The sequence below is a fragment of the Woeseia oceani genome (assembly GCF_001677435.1).
GTDB lineage: Bacteria > Pseudomonadota > Gammaproteobacteria > Steroidobacterales > Woeseiaceae > Woeseia > Woeseia oceani.
On record NZ_CP016268.1, the window covers coordinates 1,693,155 to 1,715,546 of the forward strand.

Here is a 22,392-nt window from a genome sequence, read left to right on the forward strand (position 1 = left end):
GAGCGTGACGACAGACAGCACGGTATAGTGCCGCTGTGACTCATTCCCTGACAGAGTTTTTTGCGGAGAACAGCCCGCTGGCCCGGCATTTGCCCGGCTTTCAGCCGCGCGCGGGACAGGCGTGGATGGCCGAAGCGGTGGCCGAAACCATCGCCGAGCGCAAGCACCTGATCGTCGAAGCCGGAACCGGCACTGGCAAGACGTTCGCGTACCTGTTGCCGGCGTTGCAGTCCGGTTGCCGAACGATTATTTCCACCGGTACCCGTGCCTTGCAGGATCAGCTGTATCACCGCGATCTGCCCTTGATCAGCAAGGCGGTTGGCCGGCCGGTCACCACGGCTTTGCTAAAGGGGCGGTCGAACTACCTTTGTCTGCAGCGCCTGGAAATTGCGGCGCCGGATGCGCCGGAGGCTGTTGAGGATCTGGCGGAAGTATGCAGCTGGCAACACCGCACCGTCAGCGGCGATCGCGCGGAGCTGACCGCGGTGCCGGAAGACTCGGTCGTCTGGCCGCTGGTGACCTCAACGGTGGACAACTGCCTCGGCCAGCAGTGCCCGTTGTACAGCAAGTGCTTCGTGGTCAAGGCGCGACGCAAAGCGCAGGAGGCCGACCTGGTGGTCGTTAACCACCACTTGCTGCTGGCTGACCTTGCCATGAAGGAATCCGGGTTCGTCGAGTTCCTGCCAGGCGCTGACGCCATCATTCTTGACGAAGCGCACCAGATTCCGGACCTCGCTGCGCAGTTCTTCGGGATCAGTCTGGGCAGTCGTGAACTGGAACGTGTATTCGATGAGATAGACGCGGCGACGCTGGCGTACCGCGACAAGGAACTGGTAAAAAGGGTCGACCGCAGCCGCACGGCCGTGCGGGTGTTGCGGGTCGCCGCGCCGCGCGATCAGGGGCGCTACGAATTATCCGGTGTGCTTGCCGAACTCCAGACACCGTTGAATCGATTGCTCGCGGCGCTCATGGATCTTGCACAGGTACTTGAGCAACTGGCACATGCCTCCATGGAAATTGCCAAGCTCGCGGAGCAGGTCGGTAGTGCGGCCGAACGTTTGTCGCATCTATGCAGCGATGACACCTGGGACGGATTGCGCTGGCTGGATGTCAATCCGCGCAGTATTCGCTTGCACCTTACGCCACTCGACGTCTCCGGAACGATGCGCAATCTGTTGAATACAGGGCACCAGGCCTGGATATTTACCTCGGCAACGCTGGCCGTTGGCGAGGATTTCGCTCATTTTACCAGTCGCCTGGGCCTGGACGATGCACCGGGACTGCGCTTTCCCAGCCCTTATGCGCTGGAGCGCCGCGGTTTGGTTTATTTGCCGCCCGGCATGCCGGCACCCTCCGACAGCGAGCACACGGACCGCATGATGGAGGCGGTGATGCCACTGCTGGAAATGACGGACGGCGGAGTTTTTTGTCTGTTCACCAGCCACCGCGCACTGACGGCCGCGCGTCGCTGGAGCAAGTCCCGGCGGCGGCGGTTCCGGGGCCGGCCATTGCTGGCGCAGGGCACGGCACCGCGCGATGATCTGTTGCAACGCTTTCGTGAACACGGCAATGCAGTACTACTGGGTACCGGCACTTTTTGGGAAGGGGTGGACGTGCGCGGCAGCGCTTTGACCGTGGTCGCCATCGACAAGCTGCCGTTCGCGTCGCCGGCTGACCCCATGACCATGGCGAGGGTTGAATTCATACGTCGCCAGGGTGGCAATCCGTTTTCCGAACACCAGCTACCGCAGGCCGCTCTGACCCTGAAGCAGGGGGCGGGGCGTTTGCTGCGTGACCAGGAAGATTACGGTGTCATCATGCTTTGCGATCCCCGGGTACGTTCCAAAGCCTATGGGAAATTGTTCCTGGAGTGCCTGCAACCCATGCCGGTGACTGACCAGCTGGATGAAGTCGCACGCTTTCTGACAGCTCATGAACAAACGCAGGTTGCGAGGGTTGGTTCATGAACGTGCTTGCACTGGATACCTCCACGCTTGCCTGTACTGTTGCGTTACAAAGTGATGACGCGATGCGTTCGCGCCATGCAGAGCGGCCACGGGAACATACCCGCTTGTTATTGCCAATGATTCAGGAACTGCTTGCTGAGGCTGGAATCAACAGCGCGCAACTGGACGCTGTCGTGCTCGGCAATGGTCCCGGTTCCTTTATCGGCATGCGCATCGCCGCTTCGGTTGCGCAAGGCATTTGTTTTGCATCCGGTGCCTTGCTGGTGCCGGTTTCGTCACTGGCGACGGTAGCCGCCGCCGCATTGCGTGAGTCGGCCGGGCAACCGGTACTGGTGGCGCAGGATGCGCACATGAATGAGGTCTACCTGGCTGCCTACGGTGGCGATGCGGATGCGCCGGAGGAGCTGTGGCCGGCGAGCTTGCAGTCCGCGGGCGTCCTCGCCGGACAACTACCCGGTGCGCTGCCGGCTGGCGCTGGATGGCAGCGATACCCTGACTTGCTCGCCGCGAACAGCGACTGGCTCGGCAGCCCGGGCGGAATCCTGTACCCGCGCGCAGAGGAATTGTTGCGGCTTGGCCTGCGCGCTTTGGAGAACGGTCAGACCGTCGCGCCCGAGCGGCTGGAGCCTGCCTATTTGCGCGAGCAGGTTGCGACACCGCCCGCTGGCTGACAGCGGCTTGCTGGTTTTCATTCAGTAACAGAACTGTCATAGAGGCTTGATGTAATACTGCTGTCATCCACGCAGAGTGTTGTCGCCGGCATTGCCGGGACCGGACCCAAAAATTTATGACTGCTAGCAAGATACTGATAGTTGAAGACGAACCGCCGATCCGCGAGATGATCGCATTCCATTTGTCGCGTGCCGGGTACGAGACCTTGCAGGCTGAGGATTGCCGGCAGGCCAGGCAATTGCTGGCCGACGAACGCCCCGTGCTGGCGCTGATTGACTGGATGCTGCCGGACATGAGCGGGCTGGAGTTAACCCGCCAGTTGAAGCGGGACAGCGACAACGAAGACCTTGCGGTCATCATGCTTACCGCACGGGCGGATGAGCATGACAAGGTGTCCGGCCTGCAGGGTGGCGCAGACGATTACGTCACCAAGCCATTTTCGCCGCGTGAACTCATCGCCCGTATCGAAGCGATCCTGCGTCGGGTAGGCGTCACGGAAAATGAAGGCATAGACGCCGGTATTCTGCAGCTCGACGCGGCCGCCCACCGTGTTCGGGCAGCGGGCAAAGAAGTTGTACTTGGCCCGACCGAATACCGTTTGCTGAGCTTCCTGATGACCCACCCGGATCGGGTTTACAGTCGTGCCCAACTGCTGGATCGGGTATGGGGTGCTAACGTTTACGTCGAGGAACGCACCGTTGACGTGCATGTTCGCCGCCTGCGAAAGGCCTTAACCGAGCACTTTGCCGAGCATTATATTCAGACTGTGCGTGGTGCCGGTTACCGCTTCTCCGTACAGGAAAGACAGGCCTGACGTGCCGAACGCACGACGCAAATACCTGACCTCGATAGTGCTGCTGCTGGTGGCCGGGATGGCTATCGGCTGGTTGTACGACGCACCTTTGGTCGGCTTGCTGGTAGCTTCGTTGCTGGCTCTCGCGCATCAGATCCGGCAGTTGCTCACCTTCGAGCGGGCACTTATGTCGGATCGACTTGATGATGCCCAGCTAGGCGACGGTATCTGGTCACAGTTGCTGTCGCGGGTCAGCTATTTTCGGCAACGTAGCCGCAAATACAAACGCCGCCATCGTCTCTTGCTGAAAGAGGTTCGCAATTCAACCAACGCCATGCCGGACGGCGGCATTGTGTTGAATCGCGATTTCGAGATCGTGCTTAGCAATCAGGCGGCAGAGACCATGATCGGCGTGCGCATGCCGCAGGATCGTGGTCAGCGCATCGACAATATCCTTCGTGATCCGGTGTTTGTTGCCTACCTGAAGTCAGCAAACCGGGCACCCGCAATAGAGCTGGCGTCGCCGCTGTCAGATGAGGTGTGGTTGTCGTGTCGGCTGGTACCATTTGGCGCCGAACAGCACCTGCTCCTGATCCGCGACGTTACCGAAACTATTCGCGTGAACAGAATGCGCCGCGATTTCGTTGCCAACGCCTCGCACGAACTGCGTTCGCCGCTAACCGTTATCAGCGGCTACCTCGACACACTGAGCGATGACCCGGACATGCCGAATGACTGGCAGCGACCGCTCGCGCAGATGCGCACACAGGCGGAGCGCATGAACCGTGTGGTGGCCGAGCTGCTGGAGCTGTCGCGGTTGGAAAACCCGCGATCGATGCGCGATGAACAGGATATCGACGTCGGTGCCGTGCTGGCTTTTGCCCGTCGAGGCTATGCTGGCGAACCGGGGGTCCCGGAAATCGTGATCGAAGCTCCGTTGACCGCCCGGCTGCACGGTGTCAGTGCGGAAATCGAGACTGTCGTGAGCAATCTGTTGGCCAACGCGATTCGTCACACCCCAGCCGAGGGGAGAATCACGTTGAGCTGGATGTCGGCGGCTGACGGCGGTGCCTGTCTGAGCGTGACTGACACTGGCGAAGGCGTCCCGGAAGAGTATATCCCGCGCCTTACTGAACGCTTTTTTCGCGTGGATTCGGGGCGCAGCCGGGATGCCGGCGGCGTAGGCCTGGGGCTTGCCATCGTCAAGCACGCGTTGATGCGCCATGACGCGCAACTGGATATCAAGAGCACGCCCGGGGAGGGCAGCCGCTTCAGCTGCAATTTTCCCGCCGCGCGCGTGATAGCAGCAGAACCGGTACCCATCGATGCCAAGCGGGGCGGGCATTGAGCTGCGGCGACTGTTTCAGATAAGGTCCCGCAGACGTCCGGTTTTGCCGGTATTGCGCGGCAAATATTGGTCCGCGTCATTAAACTGTAATATTCCTGTCATCTAATCGTCGCCCAACACGGGTGTTACAGACAGGTGTCAGTTTGATGAATCATGGCTTACGAGCGAGCTGCGCGGCAATAGTGCTCATCCTGCTTTCGACTTCAGGAGTTTCGGCGGAATTTGCGTCGCAGGACCGGATTACATTCGAAGGCGACTTCCGGCTGCGCTATGAGAATATCGATGCCGAGGGCAGCCCGCAGGTCGATCGCAGCCGGCTCCGCGCCCGATTCGGGTTTGCGGCCAAGGTGGCTGATGATCTCAAAATTGTGCTTGGCGTTGCGACGGGCAATGGCAGTCCTGTGTCCACCAACGTGACTCTGGACGGTGGATTTTCCGCCAAAGACATTACGCTGAACCGCGCTTACGTGGACTGGCAGCTCAATGACCAGTGGGCTTTGCACGGTGGCAAAATCAAGAGCCCATGGGTTCGACCTGGCGGTTCTTCATTGATCTGGGATGCCGACCTCAATCCGGAAGGCCTGGCCGGTCATTTCAGGAGCGGTGAATACTTTGCGTCATTTGCTGCCTTGTCTGTCGATGCGCGGTCAGCTGCTGACGATTCCCTGTTGTTTACCGCGCAGGCCGGCCGCAAGTTTCTGCTGTCCGAAAAGCAAACACTGACCGCCGGATTGGGCTACTACGCCTACACCAATACCGTCGGCAGTACACCGTTTTATGATGGCGCCGCCGCCGGCAACAGCGTTGATCTTGCGGGCAATTACCTGAACGATTACCGGCTGCTTGAATTGTTTGCCGAATACAAGACCATGCTGAATGACTTGCCAGTAACCGTGTACGCGGATGTTGTGCAGAACACGGCCGTCAGTGTTGAAGATACGGGCTATGCAATCGGCGTGGCCTTCGGTAGCGCCAATGCGCCTGGCAAATCACAGTTCGCGTACGCATGGCATGACACCGAGGCTGATGCGGTCGTGGGAACGTATAACGATTCGGACTTTGCCAATGGCGTTACGGATGCCGCTGGCCATTTCATCAAAGCGAAATACGCGATACGCGACAATGTGAAGCTGGGCGGTACGTTAATCATTGCCCGGCACGGTGGATATACGGGTGATGAACGCGACTACGACCGGATCATGATTGATCTGGAGTTTGAATTCGAATAAGCCGAGGCTTGCCAAGTCGTTCGTGATCCGTCATCGTCCGACATTATTAAAAGGGTTAATCAGTGATGCAGACGTCAGACCTTAGCGATCATATTTCTCAGCGTTATAACAAAGACCTGGAAGACCTGCGCAACAATGTGTTGCAAATGGGTGGACTGGTTGAGACACAATTGTCGCTGGCGATAACCGCGATAGTGACTGGCGATAGTGAGCTGGGATTGCAGGTTGCGAACGACGACTACAAAGTCAACAAGCTGGAAGTGCTCATCGATGAGGAATGCAATCGACTTCTCGCTACACGTTCACCCGCAGCGGGCGATCTGCGGCTTATCGTCGCCATCATCAAGACCATAACGGACCTGGAACGTATCGGTGACGAGGCCGAGAAGATCGGTTACCTCGCGTCCAAGCTGGCGGAGATGGATAGGCCGGCCGATTCCTACCGTGAGTTGAAGAGCCTCGGCAATCACGTGCTGCAGATGGTACGGGATGCAATGAACGCGTTCGCCAGGCTGGATGTCGCAGCGAGCTATGCCGTGGTTCGCGAGGATGAAGATGTTGACGAAGAGTACGACGCCATTACCCGGCAAGCGATTACCTTCATGATGGAAGACGCCCGCAGTATCAGGCGGGTCATGAATGTCACCTGGTCGGCGAGAGCGCTTGAGCGCATCGGCGATCATGCCAAGAATATCTGTGAGTACGTCATATACATGGTTGAGGGCCGCGACGTACGTCATACCGAGATCGCGCAGGACGCCGAATGATGGGCAAGTTGGGCAGCCGATACTTGAATCTCGCCGGTGCACTGGCTTGTACCGCGATGATGGCGTACGCCTTGTACGCGGAACACAAGCTGCTGCTGACGCCGTGCCCGATGTGTGTGTTCCAGCGTTTGGCGACCGTCGCGCTGGGCATCGTCTTTCTGGTCGCCGCGATTCAGAATCCGTCAGGGTGGGGGCGTCGCGTGTCTGCCGCCGGCATATTGCTCGCGGCGGGCGCAGGAATCAGCGTCGCCGGCTGGCATGTCTGGTTGCAAAACCTGCCCGCGGACGAGGTACCTGCCTGCGGCCCGGGCTTCGACTACATTATTGATTCGTTCCCGCTGCTCGATGCCCTGAAAGTCATATTCTCCGGTTCCGGGGAATGCGCCGAGATCGACTGGTTGTTTCTTGGCCTGACCATGCCTGCCTGGGTTGCGATCTGTTTCGTTTGCCTGTTGACTTACGGGCTCTGGGTCAACCTGCGCCGCACCGGGCCGGACAACGCACTGGCGTAAGCGGCGGCCGGTCTCAGGCCTCCGGCAGCAACAGTCGTTCGATCACCCGGCGGTAGATTGCGGTAAGTTCTGGCAGGTCGGCGAGGCGTACATGTTCGTTGACCTTGTGAATGGAATCGTTGACGACGCCGAGTTCGACGACGTCCGCGCCCGCGGGCGAAATGAAACGACCGTCCGATGTGCCACCACCGGTAGACAGTTCGGTCACGGTTCCTGTCACTTCCTCGATGGCTGCTGATACCGCGTCGGTAAGTTTGCCCGGCGCTGTCAGGAACGGTTCCCCGGACAAATGCCACTTCAGATCGTAATCAATGTCGTAGCGGCTGAAAATTTCCTCGACGCGGTCTTGCAGAGATTGAAAGGTCCATTCTGTCGAGTAGCGAAAATTAAAGCGGGCCGAAAGTGACGATGGCGTGACGTTAACAGCGCCGGCACCGGCTTCAAGTTTCACCACCTGAAAACTGGTCGGCGGAAAATGCGCATTCCCTTCGTCCCAGACCGTGTTGTGAAGTTCGGCGAGTACTGGCGCAAACCGGCGTATCGGGTTGTCGGCAAGTTGCGGATAGGCCACGTGGCCTTGCACGCCGTGCACTGTAAGAATGCCGCTCAGTGATCCGCGCCGACCGTTGCGGACGGTGTCACCCAGGGTGTTCAGGCTGGAGGGTTCGCCAAGCACGCACCAGTCGATGGACTCACCCCGGGCGCTCAGGGTTTCGACCACTTTCAACGTGCCATTGCGCGCCGGGCCTTCTTCGTCGCTGGTGATGAGCATGGCTATGCTACCCGCGTGCTCCGGGTGCGCGGCAACGAATTGTTCGATGGCGACGATCATCGCTGCAAGCCCGCACTTCATATCGGCTGCACCACGGGCATAGAGATTGCCATCGCGGATTTCGGGTACGAATGGGTCGGACAGCCATTGGCTGTCATCGCCGGGCGGGACGACATCGGTATGCCCGGCAAAGCACAGCAGTGGCCCCGAATCACCGCGGCGCGCCCAGAGGTTGCTCACTTCCGCGAATGGCATGGATTCACAGCTGAAACCGGCGGCGCTGAGGCGGGCGGCCAGCAGTTCCTGACAGCCGGCGTCGTCAGGGGTTACGGACGCTCGTTGCAGCAGGTCCCACAGTAATGTGACAGTCGGGTCGCTTGCGGGGCAAGGGGTGTGCGGCTGGGCGGGATTCATCGTCTTATTGCTAACCTTTATGTGTCAAAAAATGTCTTAAATATCAATATTTAATGGGGGTCGGGCCGATCTCTGGAGTCCCGCAGGCGGTTGCAACAAATTCGTAACAAACGGCGTTTAAGCTGTGCGCCACAAGTATGACTGTTCCTGAATGTGTCCGGAGGTTGACCGTGGCAAAGAGAAGCACAGCGCTGGCATTGCTGGCAAGCGCAACACTGATTTCGACGTGGGTACCCGATGTGAATGCGCAGTCCGCCAGGGACTACGTTTATATCGTCGGCTCCAGCACGGTTTATCCGTTTTCTACTGTAGTTGCCGAACGATTCGGTCGCGGCGGCAGTTTCAAAACGCCGAAAGTAGAGTCGACCGGCACTGGCGGTGGTATGAAGTTGTTTTGTGATGGTGTCGGTGTTGCCTATCCGGATATCAGCAATGCATCGCGCGCGATTAAACAGTCAGAAATTGACCGTTGCGCGGCGAACGGTGTCGATGAAATCGTCGAGGTCAGGATTGGCTACGATGGAATTGTGATAGCCAATTCGGTCAATGCAGAAGCTGCCGAGTTTACCCGCCGAGTGATATATCTGGCACTCGCGAAGGAAGTACCGGGCGATGTGGAGGGGCAGTTGATCCCGAACCCTTACACGCGTTGGAACGAGATCGATCCGAACATGCCGAACAGCAAGATCGAAGTGCTGGGTCCGCCGCCGACCTCAGGTACGCGTGATGCGTTCGTGGAGCTGGGGATGGAAGGCGGTTGCAAGACTGTTCCCTGGATTGCCGCACTCGCTAAGACGGACAGCAATCGATTCAAGGCTATTTGCCACACGGTTCGCGAAGATGGAGCCTACGTCGAGGCTGGCGAGAATGACAACCTGATTGTCCAGAAACTGGAAGCAAACCCGGCAGCATTCGGTGTGTTCGGTTTCAGTTTTCTGGATCAGAACGCCGAGAAAGTGCAGGGCGCCACCGTCGACGGCGCGGAACCGACGTTCGAGGCTATTGCGGACGGCCGTTATCCCGTTTCACGGCCGCTGTACTTTTACGCGAAAAAAGCACATGTCGATGTAATCCCGGGTCTGCGCGGCTTCTTGCGGGAATTCACCAGTGAGCGCGCCTGGGGTGATGACGGCTATTTGTCCTATCGCGGTCTGATACCGATGCCGGAAGAAGAGCGCAGTGATATTGCGGCGGCGGTACATGCGTTGACGCCATTGTCCGTAGCCAGTCATTAGCGACTAGAATGCTGCAATCAATAGCCCGGCCGTTGCCGGGCTGATTCCACCGGCCAAGGCCATCCTGATCGACCTGACCGACGAACGTGTGTAGCTGAATAATGCAGATGACAACATTGATACTGGTTCTGTCAGGAATGGCGTTGCTTGCTTACAGTGCCGGACGTAGCCGCGCATTGGCTTCGGTCGGTGGCCAATCGCGTGTGTTCGATCTGCATTCTTTGCCGGGCTACTACGGCTATTACACCGCCATGTGGTGTTTGTTACCGGCGCTGGCGGTGATTTTGCTGTGGTTGTTTCTTGAGCCTCGGGTGGTTATGGCGCTGCTCGTGGGGCGATTGCCCGAAGTACAACAAAACCTGCCCGCCGGTCAGCTCAGTCTGTTGCTAAACAACATCCAGAACCTCGCCACCGGTGACGTCGTATCGGGTACTGTGGATGCGGCGCTGGCGGATGCTGCTGAAAAATACCGATCGTACGGCGTGCAGAGCAGGCGTTGGCTCAGCGTGCTGTCACTGGCACTGGCGGCGCTGGGCGGCTTGTACGCATGGCGGCGCGTACAGCCCAGGTTCAGGGCTCGAAATCGCGTAGAGACCTTGATGGAAGCGCTGCTGATCGCGGCGTCGAGCATTGCGATTCTGACGACCCTGGGCATTGTGATGTCGGTGTTGTTCGAGGCTTTGCGCTTTTTCGGTGAAGTTCCCGTCAGCGAATTCCTGTTCGGTACCAACTGGAGTCCGCAAATGGCCATTCGTGCCGATCAGGTCGGCTCCTCCGGCAGTTTCGGTGCAGTTCCGTTGTTCACTGGCACCTTGCTAATTACCGCGATAGCCATGTTCGTGGCGGTTCCAATCGGCTTGATGACCGCAATCTACCTCGCTGAGTACGCCAATTCCCGGGTTCGCAATATTGCCAAGCCCTTGCTGGAAATACTGGCGGGTATTCCGACCGTGGTGTACGGCTTTTTTGCCGCCTTGACAGTGGCACCGGCCATACGGAGTTTTGGCGAGAGTCTGGGATTCAATGTCGCATCGGAAAGTGCGCTGGCCGCCGGACTCGTTATGGGCATCATGATCATTCCGCTGGTCTCCTCGCTGTCCGATGATGCGATCAACGCGGTGCCGCGCGCCATGCGTGACGGAGCACTGGGATTGGGTGCGACGCAGTCGGAAATGATACTGCAGGTCATCTTGCCTGCCGCGTTACCCGGCATCGTTGGCGGCATCTTGCTGGCCGTCTCGCGCGCGATAGGCGAAACGATGATCGTGGTCATGGCAGCTGGACTGGCTGCCAATCTGACCGCGAATCCTTTTGAAGCGGTGACTACCGTTACCGTGCAAATCGTCACGTTGCTGGTCGGTGATCAGGAGTTCGACAGCGCCAAGACACTCGCGGCATTTGCGCTGGGACTGATGTTGTTCGTGGTGACGCTGGCGTTAAACGTCATCGGACTGAAAGTGGTTCGCAAATACCGGGAGGAGTACGACTGATGGGTGACTGGAGCGACTCCCGCAAGAAAGTGGAGGCTGGCCTCGCGCGCCGCTATCGCAAGAACCGCCTGCTGCATTTTGGCGGATTGCTGGCAACGTTTTTCGGCGTGGCCTTCTTGCTGGTGTTCTTTGCCTCGGTCGGTCTCAAAGGCGCCTCTGCGTTTCAACAGAGCTACGCCTCTCTCGACATTGAGTTTTCCCGCGACGATCTGGCACCGGCAGGCGAACTGGACCTCGAGTTCGCGGATTTTGACGCCGTTGTGCGTAAAGCGTTGCAAGAGCAGTTTCCGGACGTGAAGGACCGGCGCGCCCGGCGGGACCTTAATCGGCTGATCAGCGTCGGTGCGGCCTACGAATTGCGTGACTTGCTGGAAGCACATCCGGAATATCTCGGCACCCGGCGAACGGTGTGGCTGCCGGTTACAGCCGATGTGGACATGGTCGTTAAAGGCAGTATCGACCGCGACCTCGATGAAGCGCAACGGCAAGTCAATGATCGGCAACTGGCGTGGATTGATTTCCTGCTCGCGGAAGAACGCATAGAAAAGCGCTTTAATACTGCGCTGTTTTCGAATGGCGATTCGCGTGAACCGGAGCTGGCTGGCATAAAAGGCGCACTGATGGGGACCTTCTACATGCTGGTCGTGACCATCGTGCTGGCATTCCCGATTGGCGCCGCGGCCGCTGTCTATCTCGAGGAATTTGCGCCCAGGAATCGCTGGTCCGATCTTATTGAGGTCAATATCAATAACCTTGCTGCCGTGCCGTCTATTGTATTCGGTTTGCTCGGTTTGGCCGTGTTCATAAACTGGCTGTCATTGCCGCGCTCGGCGCCCCTGGTCGGTGGTCTCGTGCTGGCTTTGCTCACATTGCCGGTCATCATTATTGCGGCCCGCGCCGCGATCAAGTCGGTGCCACCTTCGATACGCGAAGCGGCGCTGGGTTTGGGTGCATCGCGGATGCAGGTCGTGACCCATCACGTCTTGCCGTTGGCTATGCCCGGCATGCTAACCGGCGCTATTATCGGCATGAGTCGTGCGCTGGGTGAGTCAGCGCCGCTGTTGATGATCGGCATGATTGCTTTCATAGTTGACGTGCCGGCCGGGTTTACCGATCCCGCTACGGCATTGCCGGTACAGATTTACTTGTGGGCGGACAGCCCGGAGCGGGCATTTGCAGAACGCACGTCCGCCGCAATTATAGTGTTGCTCGGCTTTTTGCTGGTGATGAACCTGACGGCGGTCATCATGCGCAAGCGGGTGGAGCGACAGTGGTGAAGGCCGGACAAAACGGGAACAAGCCGATGGTGGGCAACGCAGTGAAGAGAGTTCAGTTTGATGACGACCGACAGGTGGACGATTTGCCCGTAAAGGATCAGGACGCGAACAACAGTTCAGCAGCGGCGGAAACAGACGACGCGGCTTATGCCAAAGAGCGGTTCGCCGCGCCGGATGCCGCGACTGTCGGCACAGTTGAAAGTGCGGACTCGAACATGTCCGCACGGGACGTTAACGTCTGGTACGGCGACATCCATGCGATTCAGGGCGTCACGCTGGAGATTGGTCGTAACGAGGTTATCGCGCTGATTGGGCCTTCAGGGTGTGGCAAATCCACCTTCCTTCGTTGTCTTAATCGCATGAATGATACGATCGAGTCAGCGCGTGTGACCGGCCAGATTCTACTGGACGGTCAGGACATCTACAGTAAAGATATTGATCCGGTAGCGTTGCGCGCACGCGTAGGCATGGTTTTTCAGAAGCCGAACCCGTTCCCGAAGAGCATTTACGACAATGTTGCCTACGGTCCGCGAATTCACGGGCTGGCTGCGAGTCGTGCGGAACTGGATGACATCGTCCACGGCAGTCTGGAACGAGCGGGATTGTTAAAGGAAGTGCGCGACAGAATTGATGAGCCGGGAACCAGTTTGTCCGGCGGTCAGCAACAGCGATTGTGTATCGCGCGCACCATTGCGGTTAACCCGGAAGTCATCCTGATGGACGAGCCCTGTTCAGCGCTTGATCCTATCGCGACAGCCCGTATTGAGGACCTGATCGATGAGTTGTCGCAAAACTATGCCATCGTCATCGTTACGCATTCGATGCAACAAGCGGCGCGGGTTTCGCAACGTGTCGCGTATTTTCATCTGGGTCGGCTCGTGGAAGTGGACGAGACGGACCGGGTTTTCACCAATCCGCGCCACAAGCTGACCGAAGACTACATTACGGGCCGCTTCGGCTAGCGACCGTCCTTCTTGAACACGCGGGCATAGCCGTCGGCTGAAAAGCCGACACCTGTGAATTTGCCACGCTCAAGCACCGGTCGTTTGACCAGCGTGGAGTTCTCGAGCATCAGGGCAATTGCCCGCGCCTTGGTCAGGTTTTCCCGGTCCATTTCCGGGATTCGTCGCCAGGTCAAACTGCGCTTGTTCAGCAATTTTTCCCAGCCAAGGTTATCGCTCCAGCGTTCGAGCATTTGTACCTCGAGTCCGTCCTGACGCAGATCGTGGAACTGGTATTCGATGTCATGTTCTTCGAGCCATCGTTGTGCTGATTTGCACGAATCGCAACTCGTGATTCCGAATAACTTGAGTACTTTCATGTCTTGTCCGGTCATTCCTGGCTGGCTAATCTGAGTAACTCGTTCAGGCCTGTGCGAGCACGTGTCTTGGCGTCAACCTGCTTGACGATGACGGCGCAGTATAACGAATGTGAGCCGTCCGCTGCAGGCAGGTTGCCCGGCACGACGACAGAACCGGCGGGTACTCTGCCGTAACTGACAGTGCCCGTTTGCCGATTGTAAATGCGGGTGCTTTGTCCGAGGAATACGCCCATGGATATGACTGAGCCTTCTTCCACGATAACGCCTTCGACCACTTCGGAACGAGCACCGATAAAGCAGTTGTCCTCAATTATGGTTGGTGTCGCTTGTAGCGGTTCCAGTACGCCACCGATACCAACGCCGCCGGAAAGGTGCACGTGTTTGCCAATTTGCGCACAACTGCCAACAGTAGCCCACGTATCCACCATAGTGCCACTGTCGACGTATGCGCCAATATTGACGTAGCTGGGCATCAGCACGACATCGCGTGCGATGTGGGCACCGTGTCGAACGGTGGCATTCGGCACCACACGAACACCGGCCTCGCGAAATTGCTCTTCACTGAAATTGTCGTACTTGAGTCCGACCTTGTCGTAATAATTGCCAAGGCTGGTGGGCATGACCCGGTTTTCGTTGAATCGAAAGCTGAGTAACACGGCTTTTTTCAGCCAATCGTTAACTTGCCACTGCCCATCGCGCTTTTCGGCCACGCGCGCTGCGCCGTTGTCGAGCATGGCAAGTGCATCGCCCACGGCGGCGCGCAGTTCGGGCGTGTCAAAACCCGCTTCGTCGCGTTGTTCAAAGCCGGTGTTGATGAGGTCTATCAGGGTCTTTTCGGTCATGCTACTTCCATGTTCAGGATTGTCGTTTGAGTTTTTCTATCAGGTGATCGCCCAGAGCATCGCAGGTTTTCTGCGACAATGGTTTGCCATTCTCATCCATGATGTAGAAGACGTCTTCAGCGCGTTCGCCGATAGTCAGTATTTTTGCGGTATCGATATTGATGCCGTATTCGATAAAAGCCTGGCCGATTGTACTGAGCAAGCCGGGCCGGTCACCAGCAATAATCTCCAGGATGGTTCGGCGGCTGGCGATATCTTCGTCGAAATGAATTGCGATTTCTGTTGAGAACATCCGCACCTGGCGCGGCGGCGGGCGCGTTACCGGTTTGGCGGAATCGTCAGTCGTGTTCATGACCTGCCGGATGGCATTGCGTATTCGTTCCAGGCGCGCTTCGTCCACGTCATTGCGCATGTCGAGTTCCATGAACACGAATGTATCCATGCTGTAGCCGTTCTTGAGCGGCACGATGCGCGCATCGACGATAGTCATACCAAGTTCGGCGAGCAACGACGTGGTTTGCGCGAAAGTACGTTTCGTTCGCGGCGTATACAACACCGCTTCGAGGCCGTCACCACTGGTCTGGCGCCGTACGTCAAAGAACCCCTTCGGCGAGTTCAGATCTGAACGCAGCATTACCTGGGTATGCCAGGCGATCTCCGCGCCTCGATAGCGAAGATAATAATCATCCGTTAACAATGACCACGCCTCACTGATGCTCGATTCAGACACACCGTCGTCAAGCAATGATTGCATTGCGGTTTCTTGCTTGTCCTGGATCAACTCCGCGCGATCGACCGGGTTCTCAAGACCATTGCGCAGGGCGCGTACCGTGAGATTGTAGAGGTCGCGAAACAGGGTGGCTTTCCACGAATTCCACAGCTTCGGGTTGGTGCCACGTACGTCCGCGATGGTTAACAGGTAGAGATAGTTGAGCCGCATCTTGTCGCCAACCAGACCGGCGAATTCGTTGATGACGTCCGGGTCGCCGATGTCTTTTTTCTGGGCCGTCATTGACAGCAACAAGTGATGCCGCACCAACCACGCTACAGTCTTCGCGTCATATTCGCTCATGCCGTGTTCGAGGCAAAAGGCTTGTGCGTCCGTTGCACCGAGCTCCGAGTGATCGCCGCCGCGGCCTTTCGCGATATCGTGAAAGAGGCCGGCGAGATACACGATCTCGGCTTTGTCGAGCGATTGCATGATCTGGCTGCAATGCGGAAATTCGTGATCGAATCGATTAAGTGCGAAACGCCGTAGATTGCTGACCACAAACAAGGTGTGTTCATCGACCGTGTAGGCATGAAAAAGGTCGTACTGCATGCGCCCAACTATGCGACCGAATGCCGGAATATAGAGTCCCAGGACGCCGTACAGGTTCATGCGTCGCAGCTGGTGAGTAACGCCTTCCTCGGCGCGCAGTATTTGCAGGAACAAGCGGTGATTGCGCGGGTCCTGGCGAAACGATTCATCGATCAGGTACAAGTGTCGTTTGATCAGGCCGACTGTCCATGCACTCACACCGCGAATTTCCGGCCGTTGTTGCAAGATCAGAAACACTTCCAGCAGGGCGGACGGGTCGCGCGAGAAGACCTGGTCATTCGCGGTTTGCAGGTAATCGTTCTTGACCTGGAATCGTTCGTTTAATGGTTCCGGTGTCGCGTCGGGGTCAAGGAGTATGGCCTCCTCGAACAACTGCAGCAGCATTTCGTTCAAACGGCTTAGATCCATGACCGTGCGGTAGTACCGCTGCATCATCTGCTCTACGGCAAGCGTGTACGCGGCATCTTCATAACCGAGCAGTTCGGCGAGGTTGGTTTGGTGATCGAACAGCAGGCGGTCTTCACGGCGGCCGGTCAGAATGTGCAGGGCGAATCGCACCCGCCACAAATACGCCTGACCTTCGCGCAGTCGTCGCAATTGTCCTTGTGACAGAAAGTGGTGCGCGATCAGTTCATCGAGTGTTGCGGCACCGAAGTGACGTTTTGCCACCCAGCCGATCATTTGAATGTCGCGGAGTCCGCCCGGGCTGCCTTTGACGTTCGGTTCGAGCTTGTAAGCGGTGTCGTCGTAACGGTGATGACGGGCGCGCTGCTCTTCAACTTTGGCCTCGAAAAAGCGGTCAGACGGCCAAATGTCAGGTGCGGCCACCGCGCTGACCATCTCGGCGAACAGATTTTCCGGACCGCGCAGGAGTCTGGCTTCCATCAGTGTGGTCGCGACGGTCAGATCCGCGCGGGCTTCGTCACGGCATTGCTCTACCGTGCGCACGCTGTGGCCGAGATCGAAGCCGAGGTCCCACAACTCGGTCACCAGCGCGGCGATCAATTGTTGCTGAGACTCGTCCGGGGAACTGGAAGTCAGCAACATGATGTCGATATCGGAACAAGGGTGCAGCTCGCCGCGCCCGTAGCCACCGACCGCAACCAGCGCGATGCCGATTCCATTTAGCGGGCCATGGCGGTCCCACAGCCAGCCCAGTAACTTGTCTACGAGGGTGGCGCGCAGGTGCACGAGCTCCGTAATGTCCGCGCCTTCACGAAAGCGGTCGGCGAGGGCCGCGTCAGCCTCGCGCATGGCTGCCCGGGCAGCCGCCACGTTGCCGCAATCAGCGAGGGCCGCCAGCAGCAGCTCTGGCAGTCTGTCTTGCGTCGCGTCCTGCAGCGTGCTCACCGGTCCGCCGCGCCCAGCGTCAGGACCTCGTAGCCATCCTCGGTAATGAGTACCGTGTGTTCCCATTGTGCCGACAGCTTGTGGTCTTTCGTGACCACGGTCCAGCCGTCCGGTAGCAGGCGAACGTGACGTTTGCCGGCGTTAACCATAGGCTCCACGGTCATGGTCATGCCGGCCTGCAGCGTCAGGCCGGTACCGCGTTGGCCGTAGTGCAACACCTGCGGATCTTCGTGAAAGACCCGGCCGATGCCGTGGCCACAGTATTCACGTACGACGGAAAACCGTTTGTCCTCGACGTAGCCCTGGATGGCGGCGCCGATATCGCCCAGGTGCTTGCCGGGCGCCAGTTCTGCAATACCGAGCCACATGGCGTCGAAGGCGACCTTGGCCAGCCGCTCCGCCTGTACGCTGGGCTTGCCGACAAAAAACATGCGGCTGGTATCTCCGTGGAAACCGTCCTTGATCACCGTGATGTCGATATTGATGGCATCGCCGGCCTTCAGTACCCGGTCGCCGGGAATACCGTGGCACACCACGTGATTGACCGAGGTGCAGATCGATTTCGGAAATCCGCGGTAATTCAGCGGCGCCGGTATGGCCTGCTGGGTTTCCGTAATGTAGCGGTGGCAAATGGCGTCGAGCTCACCGGTTGTGACGCCTGGCACCACGTGGGGACCAATCATGTCGAGGACATCGGCCGCCAAGCGCCCGGCAATGCGCATCTTGTCCTGCTCTTCAGCTGTCTTGATAGTTACTGTCATAAGTCTGCAAATAGCCGGGTGGAAACACCTTTTCCCACGTCTCGCCGGCAACCTGAGCAGGCTGCCAGCGCTGATTCGTGGAAATCGGCAGTTCGACCCCTAATTTTCCTTGGGAAACTGCGTTGTTGAGAGTAGCGGGGTATGGTATAAAGCGCGCGCCCTTGAGGCAATTAATCCACACGTACATCGACACATCGCGCTGGGTGCCCCACCTGAAAAGGGGTTGCGGGATGGGATGTACGGAGGCCAAACCCGGAGAAATCACATGGCAGACGTAACTATGCGCCAGATGCTAGAGGCTGGCGTGCATTTTGGTCATCAGACCCGTTACTGGAACCCAAAGATGGCACCCTACATCTTTGGCGAACGTAACAAGATTCATATCATCAATCTCGAGAAGAGCTTGCCTCTGGCGCGCGAGGCTTATGCTTTCGTCAAGTCATTGGCGGCGGACGGCGGCAAGATCCTGTTTGTAGGCACCAAACGTGCCGGCCGCGAGGCGATTCGCGAACAGGCCGCTCGTTGTGAAATGCCATTCGTCAGCTACCGCTGGCTCGGCGGCATGCTCACCAACTTCAAAACCATTCGCAATTCTGTAAAGCGCCTGAAAGTGCTTGAGCAGATGGCTGCCGATGGCGCCTACGACGGGCTGACCAAGAAGGAAATTCTGGGTCTGTCTCGTGAGCAGGAAAAGCTCGACCGCTCGCTGGGCGGCATCAAGGAAATGAACTCCTTGCCGGATGCCCTGTTCGTTGTTGACGTTGATCACGAAGACATTGCGGTTCGTGAAGCCCGCAAACTGGGTATCCCGGTTGTGGCTGTCGTCGATACGAATTGTTCACCGGATGCGGTCGATTACGTTATCCCGGGCAACGATGACGCCATGCGTGCCATCAGCCTGTATGCCACTCTGATTGCTGATGCGGCCCTTGATGGCAAGTCATCACTGCCGGAGGTAGCGCTGGGTGACGATGATTTCGTTGAGCTTGATGAAGATGGCAAGCCGAAGAAATCCAGCAAGAAGAAGGCGGCCCGCAAAGCGCCAGCCCGAGCCAAAGTAGCCAAGAAAACGGCGGCGAAGAAAGCGGCACCGGCGGCAGACGCAGAAGCGGCGGATGCCGAGCCTGCCAAGGAAGTTGTTGCTGACAAGACTGAAGCAGCGAAAGACGCAGAGCCGGCCAAGCCGGCTGAATAGGCGGACGGCCGCTTGCGGCCGTTTTCGCGATACAGAACAGAGATAGAGGTTTAGTGATGTCGATAAGTGCATCGATGGTAAAAGAGCTGCGCGAGCGTACTGGCGCCGGCATGATGGAATGCAAGAAGGCCCTGGTAGAGACCGGTGGCAATATTGATGAGGCGATTGAGAGCCTGCGCATGTCCGGCCAGGCCAAGGCTGTCAAAAAGTCGGGTCGAATCGCGGCAGAAGGGCGCATTGAAATCGCCGAAGAAGGTAACAAGGCACTGTTGCTGGAAGTCAATTCCGAAACGGATTTCGTGGCAAAAGACGAAAACTTCACCGCCTTCGCAGTGGCTGTAGCGCAGACCGCGCTCAGCAGCGGCATAGCTGATGTGGCGGAGCTTAATTCGGCCACGCTGGCTGACGGTCGCACGGTGGAAACAGCGCGCACGGAACTGGTTGCCAAAGTGGGCGAGAACATTGCTGTTCGGCGTCTGGTTGAGGTTGAGTCGGCCGGTGCGATTGGCTGCTATACCCATGGCGCACGGATCGGCGCTGTTGTTGCTCTGGAAGGTGGTGACGCCGAACTGGCGCGCGATATCGCCATGCACGTTGCGGCGACCAAGCCGACCTGCATAGATGAAGACGGAGTCCCGGCCGAATTGCTGGAAAGCGAGCGGCGTATTTTCACCGAGCAGGCTGCCGAGTCCGGCAAGCCGGCAGACATCGTTGAAAAAATGGTGACCGGTCGGATCGCGAAGTTCCTCAAGGAAATCACGCTCGTTGGCCAGCCGTTCGTGAAGGACCCGGACATCACTGTTGGCAAGCTGCTGAGCAAGGCGGATGCCAAAGTGACGGCCATGGTTCGTTTCGAAGTGGGCGAAGGTATTGAGAAGAAGCAGGAAAACTTCGCTGAAGAAGTGATGAAGCAAATCAAGGACAACGCCAGCGCCTGATTGCTGGTGTGACTGTTACGCCGCGTTCGGCTACGGATGCGGCGTAATATTGATTCTTGGATAGTTTTGTAAAATATTGAAAAGGCAAGAAAATGAGCGATAGTCCAGTGCTTTACCGTCGCGTTATGCTGAAGCTGAGTGGCGAAGCGTTGATGGGCGATCTGGACTACGGCATCGAGCCCAAGGTGATCAAGCGCATTGCCCACGAGATCGCCGAGGTGCAAAAGCTGGGCATCGAAGTCGCACTCGTTATAGGCGGCGGCAATATCTTTCGCGGTGCCGGCCTTGCCGGTGCCGGCATGGACCGGGTCACCGGTGATCACATGGGCATGCTGGCCACGGTCATGAATTCACTGGCGATTCAGGATGCGCTCGAACAAATGAACGTCTACGCCCGGGTTATGTCCGCGCTGAAGATTCACGAAGTTTGCGAGGACTACATCCGGCGACGCGCGATTCGGCACCTTGAAAAGGGCCGGGTTGTCATTCTGGCGGCCGGCACGGGCAATCCGTTTTTTACCACCGATACGGCGGCAAGTCTGCGCGCCATTGAGATCGGCGCCGACGTGCTCATGAAAGCAACCATGGTAGGCGGTGTCTACGACATGGACCCGAAGACCAACGCGAATGCGTCATTGTTTGATACTGTCTCGTTCGACAAAGTACTGATAGACAAACTGCAGGTTATGGATGCGACTGCGGTTGTGATGTGTCGTGATAACAACCTGCCGCTGCGTGTGTTCAGCATGAATGAAGACAATGCGCTGGTTCGGGCCATGACCGACAAAGAGGTTGGTACGCTCGTCACAGCATGATTGCGTAGTAAATTTGCACAGACTGACAAGGGCCGAAACGTGATTAACGACCTGAAAAAAGACGCTGCAGAGCGCATGGATAAAAGTGTGCACGCGCTGAAGCAGGAATTGACCAAGCTCCGAACCGGGCGGGCGCATACCAGTCTCCTCGACCACATTACCGTTGAGTACTACGGCAGCGAAGTGCCGCTAAGCCAGGTCGCTAACATCAACGTCGAAGATTCGCGCACGCTGACCGTTACGCCATGGGAGAAGCCCATGGTGCAGGCGATCGAGAAAGCGATCATGAACTCCAATCTGGGTCTGAACCCGATGTCTGCCGGCACCGTTATACGCGTGCCATTGCCGGCGCTGACGGAAGAACGCCGCAAGGACATGATCCGGGTGGTCCGCCAGGAGGCCGAGGGCGGCCGGGTTGCCATTCGCAATATTCGCCGCGATGTGCTCGGCGACATCAAAGACCTGCAAAAAGAAAAGCTGATTAGTGAGGACGACGAACGCCGTGCTCAGGATGAGATTCAGGGCATTACGGACAAGTACATCGCCCGCGTGGACGAGGTTCTTGCCGAGAAAGAAAAAGACTTGATGGAAATCTGATCGCGGTGACTGTGGCTATCGAGCAAGCATCGTCGAAAGGGAGTGAGGCTGCGGAGAATGTTCTGCCGCAGCACGTTGCCGTGATCATGGACGGCAACGGCCGCTGGGCGAAAGCGCGTTCGAAGCCCCGTACGCTGGGACACCGCTCTGGCGTCAAGGCAGTGCGCGCATTGGTTGAAGCTGCCGCTGAAAGGGGCATTAGCTACCTTACGCTGTTCGCGTTCAGCAGCGAGAACTGGCGGCGCCCGCGGGAAGAGGTCAGCACGTTGATGAACCTTTTCCTCGAAGCCTTGCAGCGCGAAGTCGATGACTTGCATCGCAATAATATTTGCGTTCGGTTCGTTGGTGAGCGTGATGGTCTGGCCGCCCCGCTGCGCACCAAGATTGAAGCCGCTGAACAGCAAACCCGCGATAACGATGGTTTGACCCTGATCGTCGCTGTTGCGTACGGCGGCCGCTGGGATATCGTCAATGCCACTCGTCGGCTGGCAGCAAAAGTCGCCGCCGGCACGCTGGACAGTGACGCGATAACCGAAGAGCATTTTGCGAATTCATTGGCCCTGGCCGGCGTGCCAGATCCCGATTTATTGATCAGAACCGGCGGCGAACAGCGCATCAGCAATTTCCTGCTCTGGAACCTTGCTTACGCTGAATTGTTTTTCTGTGACTGTTACTGGCCGGATTTTGATGCCGTTCGTTTTGATGAGGCGCTTGCCCATTTTGCGCAACGGCAACGGCGATACGGCTGCACGGGCGAGCAGGTCGCAGCGGTTTAA

21 protein-coding genes are annotated in these 22,392 nt (G+C 57.9%); 16 read left to right on the forward strand and 5 right to left on the reverse strand.

From position 1 onward, the window contains the following. Positions 1–35: 35 nt before the first annotated feature. The 7 genes from BA177_RS07475 to BA177_RS07505 all read left to right on the forward strand — a co-directional run bounded on the left by BA177_RS07475 (position 36) and on the right by BA177_RS07505 (position 7,288). Positions 36–1,967: an ATP-dependent DNA helicase gene (locus BA177_RS07475; RefSeq protein ID WP_231892502.1), complete on the forward strand. Its 1,932-nt coding sequence runs from the start codon at positions 36–38 to the stop codon at positions 1,965–1,967. After that, positions 1,964–2,638 (forward strand): tRNA (adenosine(37)-N6)-threonylcarbamoyltransferase complex dimerization subunit type 1 TsaB, encoded by a 675-nt coding sequence (gene tsaB, locus BA177_RS07480; RefSeq protein WP_068614942.1) that lies wholly within the window; start codon positions 1,964–1,966, stop codon positions 2,636–2,638. The genes BA177_RS07475 and tsaB overlap by 4 nt, the downstream gene beginning before the upstream one ends. Before the next feature lie 116 nt (positions 2,639–2,754). After that, on the forward strand, positions 2,755–3,453 hold the full coding sequence (gene phoB / locus BA177_RS07485; RefSeq protein ID WP_068614946.1) for a phosphate regulon transcriptional regulator PhoB: 699 nt from the start codon (positions 2,755–2,757) through the stop codon (positions 3,451–3,453). Between the two features lies 1 nt (position 3,454). After that, a complete protein-coding gene (gene phoR / locus BA177_RS07490) occupies positions 3,455–4,780 on the forward strand; it encodes a phosphate regulon sensor histidine kinase PhoR (protein WP_082989961.1) in 1,326 nt (441 codons plus the stop codon). A gap of 146 nt (positions 4,781–4,926) precedes the next feature. Then, on the forward strand, positions 4,927–6,009 hold the full coding sequence (locus BA177_RS07495) for a putative porin (RefSeq protein ID WP_156762736.1): 1,083 nt from the start codon (positions 4,927–4,929) through the stop codon (positions 6,007–6,009). 65 nt (positions 6,010–6,074) lie between these two features. After that, complete coding sequence (gene phoU / locus BA177_RS07500) at positions 6,075–6,776, forward strand: phosphate signaling complex protein PhoU (protein WP_068614951.1); 702 nt, start codon at positions 6,075–6,077, stop codon at positions 6,774–6,776. Then, on the forward strand, positions 6,773–7,288 hold the full coding sequence (locus BA177_RS07505) for a disulfide bond formation protein B (RefSeq protein ID WP_231892503.1): 516 nt from the start codon (positions 6,773–6,775) through the stop codon (positions 7,286–7,288). Before phoU ends, BA177_RS07505 begins: the two co-directional genes overlap by 4 nt. Positions 7,289–7,301: 13 nt before the next feature. Here the strand turns inward: BA177_RS07505 and dapE are convergent, their stop codons facing one another. Beyond that, on the reverse strand, positions 7,302–8,474 hold the full coding sequence (gene dapE, locus BA177_RS07510; protein WP_068614957.1) for a succinyl-diaminopimelate desuccinylase: 1,173 nt from the start codon (positions 8,472–8,474) through the stop codon (positions 7,302–7,304). 170 nt (positions 8,475–8,644) lie between these two features. Here dapE and BA177_RS07515 point away from each other — a divergent pair, with 170 nt between their 5' ends. From BA177_RS07515 to pstB, 4 genes are all read left to right on the forward strand, one after another. Beyond that, positions 8,645–9,709 (forward strand): PstS family phosphate ABC transporter substrate-binding protein, encoded by a 1,065-nt coding sequence (locus BA177_RS07515; protein ID WP_068619056.1) that lies wholly within the window; start codon positions 8,645–8,647, stop codon positions 9,707–9,709. A 101-nt stretch (positions 9,710–9,810) separates the two neighbouring features. Beyond that, complete coding sequence (gene pstC, locus BA177_RS07520; protein ID WP_068614958.1) at positions 9,811–11,199, forward strand: phosphate ABC transporter permease subunit PstC; 1,389 nt, start codon at positions 9,811–9,813, stop codon at positions 11,197–11,199. Next, complete coding sequence (gene pstA, locus BA177_RS07525; RefSeq protein WP_068614961.1) at positions 11,199–12,476, forward strand: phosphate ABC transporter permease PstA; 1,278 nt, start codon at positions 11,199–11,201, stop codon at positions 12,474–12,476. The genes pstC and pstA overlap by 1 nt, the downstream gene beginning before the upstream one ends. A gap of 41 nt (positions 12,477–12,517) precedes the next feature. Next, positions 12,518–13,438: a phosphate ABC transporter ATP-binding protein PstB gene (pstB, locus tag BA177_RS07530; protein WP_408068427.1), complete on the forward strand. Its 921-nt coding sequence runs from the start codon at positions 12,518–12,520 to the stop codon at positions 13,436–13,438. Here pstB and BA177_RS07535 read toward each other — a convergent pair. The 4 genes from BA177_RS07535 to map are packed head-to-tail and all read right to left on the reverse strand — an operon-like array spanning position 13,435 to position 18,071. Further along, positions 13,435–13,797, reverse strand: a complete 363-nt coding sequence (locus tag BA177_RS07535) for a Spx/MgsR family RNA polymerase-binding regulatory protein (protein WP_068619062.1) — start codon at positions 13,795–13,797, stop codon at positions 13,435–13,437. The two genes, pstB and BA177_RS07535, sit on opposite strands and share 4 nt — an antisense overlap. A gap of 11 nt (positions 13,798–13,808) precedes the next feature. After that, positions 13,809–14,639 carry a 2,3,4,5-tetrahydropyridine-2,6-dicarboxylate N-succinyltransferase gene (dapD, locus tag BA177_RS07540; protein WP_068614964.1) on the reverse strand — a complete coding sequence of 277 codons (831 nt, stop codon included), beginning with the start codon at positions 14,637–14,639 and terminating at the stop codon, positions 13,809–13,811. A gap of 13 nt (positions 14,640–14,652) precedes the next feature. Further along, positions 14,653–17,310 carry a [protein-PII] uridylyltransferase gene (glnD, locus tag BA177_RS07545; protein ID WP_197493380.1) on the reverse strand — a complete coding sequence of 886 codons (2,658 nt, stop codon included), beginning with the start codon at positions 17,308–17,310 and terminating at the stop codon, positions 14,653–14,655. Continuing rightward, a complete protein-coding gene (map, locus tag BA177_RS07550) occupies positions 17,307–18,071 on the reverse strand; it encodes a type I methionyl aminopeptidase (RefSeq protein WP_068614967.1) in 765 nt (254 codons plus the stop codon). Before map ends, glnD begins: the two co-directional genes overlap by 4 nt. 265 nt (positions 18,072–18,336) lie before the next feature. On the opposite strand from map, the gene rpsB reads away from it, so the two are divergent. The 5 genes from rpsB to BA177_RS07575 all read left to right on the forward strand — a co-directional run bounded on the left by rpsB (position 18,337) and on the right by BA177_RS07575 (position 22,392). Then, positions 18,337–19,266: a 30S ribosomal protein S2 gene (rpsB, locus tag BA177_RS07555; RefSeq protein ID WP_068614970.1), complete on the forward strand. Its 930-nt coding sequence runs from the start codon at positions 18,337–18,339 to the stop codon at positions 19,264–19,266. A 56-nt stretch (positions 19,267–19,322) separates the two neighbouring features. Continuing rightward, positions 19,323–20,204: a translation elongation factor Ts gene (gene tsf / locus BA177_RS07560; RefSeq protein WP_068614973.1), complete on the forward strand. Its 882-nt coding sequence runs from the start codon at positions 19,323–19,325 to the stop codon at positions 20,202–20,204. A gap of 92 nt (positions 20,205–20,296) precedes the next feature. Further along, a complete protein-coding gene (pyrH, locus tag BA177_RS07565; RefSeq protein ID WP_068614975.1) occupies positions 20,297–21,019 on the forward strand; it encodes a UMP kinase in 723 nt (240 codons plus the stop codon). Between the two features lie 39 nt (positions 21,020–21,058). Further along, positions 21,059–21,616, forward strand: coding sequence for a ribosome recycling factor (gene frr, locus BA177_RS07570; RefSeq protein ID WP_068614980.1), 558 nt, complete (start codon positions 21,059–21,061; stop codon positions 21,614–21,616). A 5-nt stretch (positions 21,617–21,621) separates the two neighbouring features. Then, on the forward strand, positions 21,622–22,392 hold the full coding sequence (locus tag BA177_RS07575) for an isoprenyl transferase (protein WP_231892504.1): 771 nt from the start codon (positions 21,622–21,624) through the stop codon (positions 22,390–22,392).